This window comes from Roseibium sp. MMSF_3412 (genome assembly GCF_030733265.1).
In the GTDB taxonomy this organism is placed as follows: Bacteria; Pseudomonadota; Alphaproteobacteria; order Rhizobiales; family Stappiaceae; genus Roseibium.
Window position 1 is genome coordinate 329,969 of record NZ_JASHJI010000002.1, and the last position, 12,985, is coordinate 342,953.

Annotated in this window: 12 protein-coding genes; 8 read left to right on the forward strand and 4 right to left on the reverse strand. The window is 60.0% G+C overall.

The annotated features are described in order from the left end of the window. Positions 1-4: 4 nt before the first annotated feature. Positions 5-2,380, reverse strand: coding sequence for a glycogen/starch/alpha-glucan phosphorylase (locus tag RBB49_RS05235; RefSeq protein WP_306141636.1), 2,376 nt, complete (start codon positions 2,378-2,380; stop codon positions 5-7). Between the two features lie 357 nt (positions 2,381-2,737). On the opposite strand from RBB49_RS05235, the gene RBB49_RS05240 reads away from it, so the two are divergent. Both RBB49_RS05240 and RBB49_RS05245 read left to right on the forward strand, forming a co-directional pair. Then, positions 2,738-3,793, forward strand: a complete 1,056-nt coding sequence (locus tag RBB49_RS05240; RefSeq protein WP_306141637.1) for a hypothetical protein — start codon at positions 2,738-2,740, stop codon at positions 3,791-3,793. 1 nt (position 3,794) lies between these two features. After that, a complete protein-coding gene (locus RBB49_RS05245) occupies positions 3,795-5,333 on the forward strand; it encodes a hypothetical protein (protein ID WP_306141638.1) in 1,539 nt (512 codons plus the stop codon). 70 nt (positions 5,334-5,403) lie between these two features. Here RBB49_RS05245 and RBB49_RS05250 read toward each other — a convergent pair whose 3' ends face one another. Further along, on the reverse strand, positions 5,404-6,825 hold the full coding sequence (locus RBB49_RS05250; RefSeq protein WP_306141639.1) for a S8 family serine peptidase: 1,422 nt from the start codon (positions 6,823-6,825) through the stop codon (positions 5,404-5,406). A 124-nt stretch (positions 6,826-6,949) separates the two neighbouring features. Here RBB49_RS05250 and RBB49_RS05255 point away from each other — a divergent pair, with 124 nt between their 5' ends. Next, positions 6,950-7,438, forward strand: a complete 489-nt coding sequence (locus tag RBB49_RS05255; protein WP_306141640.1) for an RNA polymerase sigma factor — start codon at positions 6,950-6,952, stop codon at positions 7,436-7,438. A 35-nt stretch (positions 7,439-7,473) separates the two neighbouring features. Further along, positions 7,474-8,232: a hypothetical protein gene (locus tag RBB49_RS05260; protein ID WP_306141641.1), complete on the forward strand. Its 759-nt coding sequence runs from the start codon at positions 7,474-7,476 to the stop codon at positions 8,230-8,232. Here the strand turns inward: RBB49_RS05260 and RBB49_RS05265 are convergent, their stop codons facing one another. Beyond that, positions 8,233-9,240, reverse strand: coding sequence for an AraC family transcriptional regulator (locus tag RBB49_RS05265; RefSeq protein WP_306141642.1), 1,008 nt, complete (start codon positions 9,238-9,240; stop codon positions 8,233-8,235). It abuts the gene before it with no gap. Positions 9,241-9,434: 194 nt separating this feature from the next. Here RBB49_RS05265 and RBB49_RS05270 point away from each other — a divergent pair, with 194 nt between their 5' ends. The 4 genes from RBB49_RS05270 (at position 9,435) to RBB49_RS05285 (ending at position 11,989) form a co-directional block, all read left to right on the forward strand. Next, positions 9,435-9,827, forward strand: a complete 393-nt coding sequence (locus RBB49_RS05270) for a hypothetical protein (RefSeq protein ID WP_306141643.1) — start codon at positions 9,435-9,437, stop codon at positions 9,825-9,827. Next, the gene (locus tag RBB49_RS05275) at positions 9,824-11,038 is read left to right on the forward strand and encodes an HlyD family secretion protein (RefSeq protein WP_306141644.1); all 1,215 of its coding nucleotides are present in this window, start codon (positions 9,824-9,826) and stop codon (positions 11,036-11,038) included. The genes RBB49_RS05270 and RBB49_RS05275 overlap by 4 nt, the downstream gene beginning before the upstream one ends. Before the next feature lie 335 nt (positions 11,039-11,373). Continuing rightward, positions 11,374-11,595 carry a hypothetical protein gene (locus RBB49_RS05280; protein WP_306141645.1) on the forward strand — a complete coding sequence of 74 codons (222 nt, stop codon included), beginning with the start codon at positions 11,374-11,376 and terminating at the stop codon, positions 11,593-11,595. A 94-nt stretch (positions 11,596-11,689) separates the two neighbouring features. Beyond that, a complete protein-coding gene (locus RBB49_RS05285) occupies positions 11,690-11,989 on the forward strand; it encodes a hypothetical protein (RefSeq protein ID WP_306141646.1) in 300 nt (99 codons plus the stop codon). A gap of 90 nt (positions 11,990-12,079) precedes the next feature. On the opposite strand, the gene RBB49_RS05290 is transcribed toward RBB49_RS05285, so the two are convergent. Beyond that, positions 12,080-12,946 (reverse strand): hypothetical protein, encoded by an 867-nt coding sequence (locus RBB49_RS05290; RefSeq protein WP_306141647.1) that lies wholly within the window; start codon positions 12,944-12,946, stop codon positions 12,080-12,082. Positions 12,947-12,985: the final 39 nt, after the last annotated feature.

The window sequence follows — 12,985 nt, forward strand, 5'->3', positions numbered from 1 at the left end:
TACCTCACGATCTGTCCAGAAGGGACGAACTATTCCAGATATCTTCAGCATAGCCCCTGATGGTCCGGTCTGACGAGAACCATCCCGAGCGGGCCGTGTTCAGCGCCGCCATCCGCGCCCAGCGCGCATGATCGACAAAAGCGCTGTCGACCTGCCTTTGGGTGTCGAAGTAGTCATCGAAATCACAGGTCACGAGAAAATAGTCATGCTCGTGTAACAGACGTACAAGGCCATGATAGCGTCCCGGATCGCCGGGTGAAAACAGCCCGTCGGCGATCTGGTTGAGCACCCGCGTCAGGCGCGGGCTTGCGGCAATGGCCGCACGCGAGTAGTCGTGCTGGTTCCGGCGCTCGACCACCTCCTCCGCCGTCAGGCCGAACAGGAAGAAATTCTCTGCACCGACCCGCTCTCGGATTTCCACATTCGCACCGTCGAGCGTGCCGATCGTCAGGGCACCATTGAGCGCGAACTTCATGTTGCCGGTGCCGGACGCTTCCTTTCCAGCCGTGGAAATCTGTTCCGAAAGGTCGGCAGCAGGTATCAGGATTTCCGCCATGGAAACGTTGTAGTTCGGCGGATAGACGACTTTCAGCCTGTCCTGGGTAACGGGATCGGCATTGATCACCTTGGCAACGTCGTTGATCAGGTGAATGATCTCCTTCGCGACCACATATCCCGGGGCAGCCTTGCCGCCGAAAATCTTCAGCCTTGGTGTCCATTCACCGTTCGGGTTGTCCCTGATTTCATTCCAGTGCGCAATGGTCTCCAGAATGTTCATGAACTGGCGTTTGTATTCGTGGATACGTTTGATCTGCACGTCGAACATGGCGGACGGGTCGATCTGCAGATCGGTCTTGTCAGAGAACCAGCAGGCGAGCCGCTCCTTGTTTGCCCGCTTTGCAGCCATGAACGCATCCAGGAAGCCGCTGTCCGCGCAGTGCGGTTCAAGCCGGCTCAGCTGTTCCAGATCGTCGACCCACCCCTCTCCGATCGTCTCGCTGATCAGAGAACGCAGCGGCGGGTTGCAGCTATAGAGCCAGCGCCGCGGCGTGACACCGTTCGTCTGGTTGATGATCCGGTCCGGATAGGTCTGGTTCAGATCGTGAAACACGGTTTTTTTCACCAGCTCCGAGTGCAGCGCCGACACGCCGTTGACCCGATGTGCCATCACGAAGGCAAGCTCGCCCATCTTGACCGAGTGATCCTCGATGATCCGGACATGGCTGCCGGTCGCTGCCAGATGCTCTTCCTCGATAATCTCGATGATATGCAGGTGACGCGGCAGCGTGCGCGCAAACAGGCCGAGATCCCACCGTTCGAGCGCTTCGGGCAGCAAGGTGTGGTTGGTATAGGCAAGGCAGGCCTTCGCAATATCGATGGCCGTTTTCATTTCAACGCCATTCTCGTCCACCAGCAGCCGGACCAGCTCGGGACCGGCAATGGCCGGGTGTGTATCGTTGAGCTGGATGGCGACATGATCCGGCAGGGTTTCGATATCGAACCCTTCCGACTTGAAGCGCCGGACAATGTCCTGCAGCGAGGCGGAGGTGAAAAAATACTCCTGCTTCAGCCGGAGTTCCTTGCCTGCTTCCGTCGTGTCATCGGGATAAAGCACTCTCGAAATCGCCCGCGCCAGGGCTTCCGGAACAACCGCACCCACCAGATCGCCACGGTTGAAACTGCCCAGATCGAACAGAACGGTCGGTTTGGCCGACCACAGCCGCAACGTGTTGGCCCAACGCGCTTTCCAGCCAAGGATCGGCGTGTCATAGGCATTGGCTATAACCGTCTCGGCGGGCTCCCAGGTTCCGTTGACATGACCGCCGAAACCAACCGGATAATTGACCTCCGGACGCTCGAATTCCCATGTGTGGCGTTGAGACAGCCAGCCCTCGGCCACTTCGATCTGACGCCCGTTCTCGAAATGCTGTTCGAAAAGGCCGTGTTCGTACCGGATACCGTAGCCGTAGGCCGGAATTCCAAGTGTCGAAAGACTGTCGAGAAAGCAGGCGGCAAGCCGTCCCAGTCCGCCATTGCCCAGCGCGGCATCCGGCTCGTCGTGGACCACCTCGTCATAGTCGAGCCCGAGACTTTCAAGGGCTGCACGCGAAGCGCTCTCAGCCCCGAGATTGACCGCCACGTCTTCAAGAAGACGGCCAATCAGGAACTCCATGGAGAGGTAGTAGACCCTTTTGCCGGCGGCCTCGTAGGTTTTCCGGGTGGACTGAAACCAGGGATCGACGACGAGATCACGCAAGGCCAGAGACAGGGAGGTGCGCCAGTCATAAAGGGTCGCATTTGCCGTGTCCTTGCCGAGCGACTTCTTCAGATGGCGCAAAATGTTGAATTGCAGATCTTCAGAGGCAATCGTCTTCGTCAACTTTGTCTCACTTTCCTTACCGGAGATTGGAAGGGCGTTCGATCCAGAACGGCTTCCGGTGTCCGGACGTCTTTTTCATCTTCGAAGCCCATAGGCGCTTCCGTTGGACCTCGATACCACAACTCGGTGCCAATCACCGCAAATTCGCCTGTTCCGGATCCCCGGCCTTGAACGATCACGGGCAACAGATCAGTGCCATCGCTCAAGCACGTTTTCCGGCCCTGTGCAACAGCGAGCGCGGCGTGCCTGGATTTATCCCTTTCAAAAAAATCGCGTTCTCTGGAATTTTTCCGATGCGGGCCCGTTTCTCACATGACCGCAGCGTCGCGGTCGCAGCAAACGTTGAGAGAGACAGATATGGAACCGATTGCTCCCGCCCGACTGACCGCCGCCAAGAAATCCTACGCGGTGCGCCGCGTGAATTTTTCCGACTACAGCCACCTTGCAACAAAGGCCGCGACGCCGAAACCGGGCGACATCGTCCTGGCACGCGTCCAGACGCTCGGCTCGCACAAGCGGATCGAGCTTCCCAATGGCCGGAAGGCAACGCTTCATCCCGGCGACGAGGTGCTGCTTGCATTCGGCAACAGATATGCGCCGGACCAATACGAGGCCTATGTGCCTGAAACACTGGCCCCCTGCCACATGGTTGCCGCCGGCGGCATAGCAGCACAGGCAACCTCGTGGCACGACAGGTTGTCCGGGCCGACATCCGTGGAACCGGTCGGCATTCTGTGCAGGGGCGACGGCCGGGCCCTCAACCTTGCAGACTATGCGCTGCCGACAATCGCATGTTCCATGCCCTCCACGGTGCTTGGCGTTTTCGGCACATCGATGAATGCAGGCAAGACGGCAACCGCCGCCTCGCTGGTCAGGGGTTTTGCAAAGAGCGGCTACAAGGTCGGTGCGTTGAAAATTACCGGCACCGCCGCCGGCGGCGACCCCTGGCTGATGCACGATTCCGGCGCGGCCGAGGTCCTCGACTTCACCGATGGCGGACTTGCAACAACCTTCGGCACACCACTCGACAAGATCGTTGCCACTACCCGCAACCTGCTGCGGACCCTTCACAGGTCTCATTGCGATGTCGCGGTCGTCGAGATCGCCGACGGACTGTTTCAGGATGAAACCCGCCAGATCGCGTCCAGCCCTCTCATGCATTCGCTGTTTGACGGTGTCGTCTTTGCATCCGGTGATGCGCTCGGCGCTGTCGCGGGTGTGAACAGCCTGCAGCAACTTGACTACCGGGTTCTCGGGGTTTCCGGTGCGGTCATGCAGTCACCGCTGGCGGTTCGCGAAATCGTCATGAATGTCGATGTGCCCGCATTCTCACTCGCTGACCTTCAGAACCCGACCACTGTCTCCGGTATCATGGAGCAGACACTCTCGGGCCGGCTCGCGGTGGCGCAGTGACATGAGCCATCGGCCCCCCTTGCCGGGCCTTCCACCTGTCTGGAATGCCCGGCGCGGCCTTGTCTGCGCCTGGCTTGTCCTTACAGGCTTCGCGCAGACAACGGGCGCGATCATCTTGTCGGCCGGCTCTGCGGCTCTGCTGACCGGTCAGCCTCACATCCACAGCTTCCCCGTATTGCCCGTGCTCTGCCTTTCCGGCATCGTCACGCTCGGCGCATTCGTTCTTCTGAACCGTGGAGCAGAACGGTTCGCACTCTCTTATGTGCACGATGTGCGATTGGCCTATGCACGCCACGTCCTGCTTTTTCCATTCGACGGCAAATCGCCATCAACTGGATTGTCTCTGACCAGGCTTGTGAACGACCTTGGGGCCGTGAAACTGTGGCTTTCAAGGGGATTGCTCGCGCTCGTGACCCTGAGTGCGACCCTGATCACGCTTGCCGCGTGGATTGGAATGGCCAGCCCCGCCTACGTGATCCCAATGTCCGTATGCCTGCTGGTCTGGGCTCTGGGGACGGGTCTGGCGCTGCCCGGCCTGCGCAAAAGCATCCGGGAGTCCCGCCAAAAACGGGGTGCAATCGCTGTGCTGCTCGGCAAAACCCTGCCCGAGCGTCTCCCTCTCCTGCTGCACGGAAAACTGGCGCCTGTTCTCAACAGGCTCTCAAGAAGAAGCGAAGAAGTCTGCTCGTTGCTCGTTGGCCGCGCAACCTGGTCCGCAACCATGAAAGCGGCAAGCCGGGCCACCTTTCCGGCCGCCGTCGCAGCTTATGCCCTGTCCGGCAGTGTCGAACCGGGTGCAATTGCGCAGTTCCTCCTGATTTTCGCCTTCCTGGCAGCCCAGCTCGAAGCCGGCGCAGCAGGGCTTGAGTATTATGAAGCCAACAGGGTTGCGCGCGAGAAACTCAGCCGGGTTTTCAGCACCGATCCGCTTGCGCCCCTGGGGTCCGGCACGAACACGCAGCCGGATTGGTCCCAGGCGATCGAAATTTCCGACCTGCGGCTCCCCTCCGGAAAACTGTTGTCGACCAGGATCGCGCCTGGCGCCTGCGAATGGCTGAGCCTGGACGAACCGCAGGACCTGCAATACCTGGCCCTATGCCTGTGCGGCCTGACGCTGCGAGAAGCTCAAAGGAATATTCGGCTTGCCAGCCACACGTTTGCCGACATTGACCGCAAGGCGCTCTGGCGCAACGTGACACTTGTCTCGCCCAGCAATGGCATTCCGGTCTATCGGCAGGCTGCTCCAGCGGTTCTTTTTGGATCCCGGACAAAGGCCGGAACGGAGCAAAAGGAAACACTCGGCAAACTTCCGGGGCTCGTCCCGGACAGGACCGCAGCCGCTGCGCGCATTTCCACTGACAGGGAGCAGATCCGCATCCGACTTGCACGTGCCTTGCTCAGACGGCCGCGCCTTCTCGTGGTCCGCGACGACGGTCTGCTCGGCGAAAGAGACTTGCTTGAGTACTTGAAGGAACAGGCGGGACAGCGCGGCACGACACTGGTCCTGTTGGCGCAGAGGCAGAGGATCGCCTCATCCTGACCACCGTCAGGAGCACGGATCGCAAAATGTCAAAAGACTGCGGCCAGCGACAGGCCCTCTTCCGGTCCTGTCAGCATAAACCTTCCACCTGCAGCAGACCGTGGCCATAAACGGGGTCGTGGCCGGGCTTACCCAGGTCAGATGCGGCACCGCGCAAGATGTCATAAATCTCTGCCGGGGTTTTTTCAGGATGCTTTGCCCGCACAATCGCGGCAGCGCCTGAAACGAAGGGCACTGCGAACGATGTTCCCGTCCGCCACTTGGCACCCTTGATCGACGCCGCTGTCCACACGTTCACACCAGGGGCGGCGAGATCGATGTAATCACCCCGATTGGCCCGCCTGTAGACACGTTTGTTGCGATCCACGGCCGTGACCGCGAGAACCTCATCATAGGCGGCAGGATAAACCGGTGCTGCGGCAGGACCGCCATTGCCCGCGGCAGCAGCGAACACGATGCCCGCGCCATCGGAGAGGTCCCGGATCGCGGCTCTGACCACGCTGTTCTCCGGCCCTGTCAGGCTGAGATTGATGACCGTCACCTCTTCAGCAGACAGCGCATAGAGTGCCTCGACAAGCGTGAAGGCGTCGGCGCGTTCATCGCGCCCGGCCCGGTGAAAGGCATCGACGGCAACCAGCCGCGCATTGGGCAAAAGCCCGCGCACGCGCGTCTCCGGCTGTCCGACCAGCAGGGCCGCGACAGCGGTTCCGTGGCTGGCCTTCGAAGCGGGAAGCGTTTCGTCCGCCAGACGCAGAACCGTCATGTCCGAACCACTGAATACCGGGTGCCTGTCGTTAATGCCGGTATCGATGATGCCTATCGCTCCTGCGCTCGGGCAGGCAAGATCCGATTGCGGGGAAGTTCCAGGCCAGCCAACCAGCTCGAAAGCGGGGCAGGTCTCGCCCTCGCACGCGCTGGCGCCTCGCTCGGGCCGGTAATAATGGTTGAAGTCAGTGTTCTGGCCCGATGGCAGAGACCGAACGGCATCACGTGCATCAGGCAAAGCAAGACCGTCGGGAACAGCAAGGCGATAGTAGGTTTGTCCGCCGGCAGCCGAACGCTGTTCCAACACGCGGTATCCCTGGTCGAGAAGACTTTGCAGATCCGTGGAAGTGATGTTCAGGACAATGATTTCTCCGGCAACGAAGAGAACAGGCGGTGCGGCCGGGCGGCGCGGCGCACTTGGCTGTGGCTCCCGCTCACCGAACAAACGCCTGATGGGCGCGAAGATGCGGCCGGCGCCGGAACCGGTCGGACCAACGGCACTTGACCCCGATCGTCCCTGCCCGCCGCTGCCCGCGCCTTGTCCGCCTCCCTCATCGCTGTCATTGTCGTCATCGTCGCTGTCATTGTCGCTGTCAGAGTCACTGTCGCTGTCGCCATCATCATCATCGGCATAGGCAGCCGGGAAATGCAGGCCGTCCGGAGACCATTGAACAGTCGAAGGCAAAACCAGAAGAAGGGCAAAACCAAAGGCGATCAGGCGGATCATGTCAGGTCCTTTCAAGCACGCACTTTTTTCGGGAATAAACCGGTGCGTCAATCGTATTCGTTACAATTACGTTTGAGCCGCCCGAAAATTCCATCGGGTGCCTGATTTCCGAGAAGGTCGCGGAATGCCGGATAGTTTTCATACTGCCCTGACTGAGAAATTGCCCAACCTGAGACGATTTGCGCTTTCGCTTTGCCGCTCGGCACACGTGGCCGACGATCTTGTTCAGATTACGGTCGAACGGGCGCTGGTTGCGCGAAAGAGCTTTGACCCGGCCTCGCGCATCGAATTCTGGCTGTTCCGCATCCTCAGGAACGCCTGGATCGACATGACCCGGAAACAGAAGGTACGCGGACAGGAACTGGACATACACGATGCACCGGATCTCGGCGGCGTAGACAGCCACCAGGGCGAAACCCGGCTGATGGTCGCCAATGTCCTTGCCGCGGTACAACAGCTCCCGCTCGAACAGCGCGAAGTGGTCGTTCTTGTCTGCTTCGAGGAGCTGAGTTACGCCGAGGCCGCTGAAGTCTTGAACATTCCCAAGGGCACGATCATGAGCCGCCTGTCGCGAGCACGCACGGCGATCGCATCGAAAACCGGAATAAATTGAGTTTCACAACGTTTCCGCACAGGACGAGAACAATGATGGATGAAACGAAAATGACCGACGAAATCCTCATGGCCTATGCGGACGGCCAGTTGCCGGACGCTGAGGCGCGGAAAGTGGAACAGGCAGCGCTTGCGGACCCGGCCCTGCAGAAGAAAATCAGCCTCTTCACCGAAACCGCGCGGCAACTCAAGGCGGCAGCCGCCGAATTGCCGCCGGTTCCCGATGGCCTGGCAGACAAGATATCGACCATGCTGGAAGCGGATGCCGCACGGTCGGATCCACCGGAGCAGGACAACGTCGTGCCGTTCGCGCCCAGAAGCTGGGAGAGCCAATGGCCGGCGGCGCTCGCGGCATCCATCACCCTCGCAATCGGGGTCGCGGCCGGCGCGGCACTCGGGCCATTCGGGGTACCGGAAACGAATCCGCCCTTCGGGCTGGTCGCTCTGGCAGACCCGGAAATTGCCGTTGCCCTGTCCAGTGCGGCGTCAGGGACCAGCTCGGTACTGGGATCCGGCGCAACGCTGAACGTCATCGCGTCTTTTGTCGATGCGGATGACACGCTCTGCCGGGAGTTCGACTACGAGGCGGAAAATGGCTCTTCCATCGTCTCCGTCGCCTGCCGCGTGAACGACACGTGGCGTCCGAAGATCGCGATCGCAGCCAGCCACGATCAGACCGCAACCTTTGCCCCGGCCTCTTCGCTGGATGCACTCGAAACCTGGTTGGGCACATCCGGCTTCGGTGATCCGCTGGAGCCGGCAATGGAAATGCAGCGGCTCGAGACGCTGGACTGATCACATGCTTGCGCGTTTGAACTGAGCAGGTGTTGTCCCGGTCCAACGCTTGAATGCGACCGAGAAAGCTGCCTGATCGGAGAAGTCGAGCAGAAAGGCTACTTGCGCAATGCTGCTCTGGCCTTTCAGGAGGCTCTTGGCAAGGTCGCACCTCGCGGCTTCGGCAAGCGCCTTGTAGCTTGTGCCTTCCGCCCCCAGGCGGCGCGTGAGCGTGCGGCGCGTCATGAAAAGCTGCTCGGCGACCTCGTCTCCGCTCGGCAAATGTCCGGGCAACTGCTGGCGCACCAGCGCGACGACCTTTTCCGAAAGGCTGGCGTTTTCCTTCGGCATCTGCTCCAACCGCGCATCTCCGTGTGCACGCAGGTGATCGAGCAGGGCGGAATCGAATGTCGGGATCGGATACTGCAGGCCACCGGCGGGCAATTGCACCCCGCTCATGGACTGGCCGTGAACCACCTCGCAGTCGACATATCCCGATAACTTGCTGCAATGGGCAGCGTCGTTGCTGTCCAGATAAATCTTCAGAGGACCGAAGTCCGGACCGGCGATCTGGGTGACCCTCTTGTACATGCCGAACACCAGAAGCTCACGGTGGCGCGGGGCCTGATGTCCGGAAAGCACCGCGGTTTCAAGCGCAACAATCGGCCCCGTATTGGCAGCAACCAGCTTGAATGTCAGGTGCGGGTCTTCCAGCGCATAGTATTTTTGCGCAAATTCGAGCACCTGCCCGACCGTCGCGCTCGCATTCGCCAGATAGGCCAGCAGCGTTTTTGCACCCGGCGTCGCAAGTCCGGTCCGTGCCGCAAAGGTCTGATCGCCAAGCGCTTCGCACGCGAGGGTCACGACAGCTGCTTCGGCCGAAAGCTCGATCCTCGCTTCCGGGTCGCTCAGGATTTCCGGATCGATCCCGAGATCGGTCAGAAGATCCTCGAACGGCCTCGGAACGCCCGGCTCCTGCGCGTAGACCCGAGCCACGTGTTTGAGCCGGTATGCACTTAACTTCGGCATGGTACCGAAACGCCCTTCCCGTTTGTCCTTGCTGCCTGTCCGGCCCGTCGATGCTGCCCGATTGTCCAGAAAAAGGAAACACGTGGCCAGAGCTCAAAAGATCGGCCCACGACTTTTCACCATCTGAGCCATGTCAACGGAACATGCTGCCCTTGGGGGGTGGCTTTTTACCGAAAAAGCAAAGGACACAAATCGTGAAAAAGCTCGTATTGCCGGCGCTTCTTGCTCTCGGCACAATGACAACATCAGCCGCTGCCGCAAACGGCGAACCGAGATGGTGGGTGCCGCCGGGAGAAACCGACACCTATACCTGGGTTGGACTGATCGTCTTCCTGCTCGCAATCTTCCTGCTGATACACCTTTATTCGCAGTTCGATCACTACGCGGAGCATCGCGCCAAGGGCACGCCGCTGCGCACAACCATCCCGACCATGCTGACGGTCGCCCTCGCCTACGAGATCATGCCGGCGCTCGATCATTTCAGCATCCTGCTTCCCGCAGCCCTCATCCTGACCGCGATCGCACGTGACGTCATGCTTTGGTTGCGTCCTGAAGAAGAAACAGCCGTCAGGGAGACAGCAAAATGATCGAGATCCTCGTAACCTCATTCCCGTTCGTCTTGCGGGTCATGTATCTTCGCTGGCGCGGCATGCCGGTCACGCTCTACAACGTCCACCGGGCCCTGTTCCTGTGGTTCGTTCTCGCCCTGATCGTCTTTTTTGCGGTCTTCTACTACTACCCCAAATCCTATACGGGTCTGGTCCCCTACCGCACGGTTCCGGTCGTTGCCGAGACAGGCGGAACGATAACCGAAGTCTTCGTCAAGGGTGGCGATCACGTGAAGATCGGCGATCCGCTCTTTTCCATTGAGAACAGCTCCGAGCTCGCGAAAGTGGAATTCAGCCAACGCAAGGTCGAAGAAGTGGAAGCAGCCATCGTCGCAGCGCACATGGATGTGGCAACCGCCGGGGCTTCGCTCGCTGCAGCAAAGGCCGCATTGGAACAGGCCGAGCTGACCCTGGCCGACCACCAGGAACTCCAGGCCCGCAGCTCCGCAGCCTATCAGCACAGCCAGATGGAGCGCGCCCGTTCTCAACGCGATACCCGCAAGGCGGAAGTCGATGCCGCTGAAAGCAAACTCGCAACGGCGAAAATTCAGGCGAGCAACATCCTGCCAGCACAGCTTGAAACCGAAAGGGCCTCCCTGAAGCAGGCCGTGGTGGATCTGGAAAAGACCCGCGTGCACAGCTATGTCGACGGGACCGTGGAGCAGCTGACCCTGAGTGTCGGTGCGCGTGCCGCCCAGGCCGCCATCAGCCCCGCCATGATGATCGTCCCGGACCGCACCCCCAAGCAAAAGGGACGGATCGTTGCCGGCTTCTCGCAGGTTTCCCGCACCGAGCTCTACGAAGGCATGGCCGCGGAAATCGCCTGCGAAAGCAACTTCAACATCGCAATGACCAACACGGTCCTGCCGGCCCGCATCACCCGCATCCAGGAACCGATTGCCTCCGGCCAGATGGCCCCGGCCAACCGCTTGATGGAACCGGCGGAACGGGTCAAGCGCGGACAGATTGTGGCGCACCTCGATCTCGTCCACCCGGAGCACCAGGAGCTTCTTGTCCCGGGCAGCGGCTGCCTCGTGCAGACATACACCACGCATCTGGAAGGTCCGCTCGAAGGCACCGTTACGGCACACGTGATCGAAGCCCTCGGCATCATCAAGGCAGTCGGTTTGCGTATCAGGGCCTGGCTCGGCCTGGCATCCGGCATCGGCCTTGCCGGCTCGGGCCACTGATCCCCGTTCAACCGTCTCAAAGTCGAACAAAGGCTCCCGGCATCCGCCGGGAGCCTTTGTTCGTTTGCGTTTGCGGCATCCATTCGACAGACAAATCACGGACCAAAAACGTATCTCAACCAATTGGAAAAGTTAACTTTTTGACCTTTGGGGGAAACACTGTTCTCGCACAGAAAATGCTTGTCCGGGCATCGGTGTGCACTTTGGCCAGAACGAATAAACACATGGCCAGACGCCTAAAGAAGCACCCTGTTCTTTCAACCATATTCGGCTTGTCAACAAACGAACTGCCCTTTTGGGGGGCGGTTGAACAGCCAAGGAGCAGGAATATGAAAATGAGAGCACTCACCCTCGCAGCGATCGCCTTTTCGATCGGTTACGTCAGCGAAGTCAACATGTCCTCCCTCGCCACAGGTGGACCGGTCACTTTGCAAATGAGCGAAGCCAACGCGCAGACCGCCTCGCAGAATGCGGCCCGCCGGACATCCAGGCGCACCTCAAGACGCGTGAACCGCCGCCACGAGGCGGCTGAAGACGCCTACGAAAACAACAACTGATTTCGCATCCGTCAAAGCAACAAGAACCAGATATCAACCTGCCGCGGCCCGGAAAGAAACAATGGCGCGGCACCCAGATCACAGGAAAATTGAAATGAACGCCAAAGCACTCACACTCGCAGCCGCAGCCTTCTCCATCGGTTACGTCGGCAACGTGGATCTTCCGACCCCGCACTCCACCGGCTCCCTCTCGCTCAAGGTCGGTGAAGCGAGCGCGCAGACCGCCTCGCAGAACGCGGCCCGCCGGACGGCCCGCAGAACATCCCGCCGGGTCAACCGCCGTCACAACATCTCCGGCTGCACCCCGTACAACGCCTACTACAATTGCGGCGGTGTCTATTACCAGGCCGTCACGCAGGACGGAACGACGGTCTACGTCGTGGTCAATCCGTAACCCACACAGATCCACATGGTCGACTGATCTGCCGGAATCGGGAAACCGTTTCCGGCAGCAGTCGTTTTGAGGGACAGCAAACGTAAACTCTCAGTCTGCAAGCCCGTCGTTGCGTGCGCGCTTCTCCGCATCGATATGGGCCTGGGTAACACGATTGTGGACTTTCCGGGTTCTCTCGACACGCCCGATAAAACCGGGTTCCTTTGCATAGCCGAAGATCACGGTGTGGCGCTCACCCAGTCCCTTGACAACGCGATGCAGGGAAAAACGGCCCTTGAAAATCTGAAGGTCACCCAGTTCAAGGGACAGGCTGCGCACACGCTCCGAGTGACCGTCCAGCACTTTTTCCACCTCGTCATAACACTCATCGCCCGGTTGCCGGAGGTCCGGCACATACTCAAAGGCACCGCCCTCATGCGGCTTTCTGGTCAGGAGGCTGACAATGAACTCGTTGGTGTCGTAATGCCAGGCAAGCTGCTGGCCTTCCTTCATGACATTGACAACCACTCCGGCAAGCGGGTCGTCGAATGTGAACAGCGTTTCTTCTTCAAGACAGTCCGCGATGAACCGCTGAAATGCCGGGTTGCGATAGAGCGACAGGCTCAGGCCGTTTTGCTCAAACCGGTCCATGGCAACGAAACCGTTGGTGTTTTCCGCGTAACGGCGGCGCGGATGGCTGGCAGGCAGATCCGGATCGTCGGGCGTGAAATAGGGATTTATGGAAGAGGTCGAAAAGTGAGCGCTCGGCGCGACTTCATTGACTTCCTCATGAAACGCTTGCCGGTAGTCCGGCCGGACAAAGCCGTCGATGCGCGCGCAGCCGACGTCCTGCAGGGACTTGCGCACACCGGCGACCTTGCGTGCGTAATCTGCCCCCTCAGGTTCATGGATCGGCCACGCATCCAGATCGACGCAGGCCAAAGCGGCAAGCGCCGCTGTCTCGTTGTCATGCTTCATTTGTGCAGCTCACTTAAAAAACAGATCAATAAATGGATG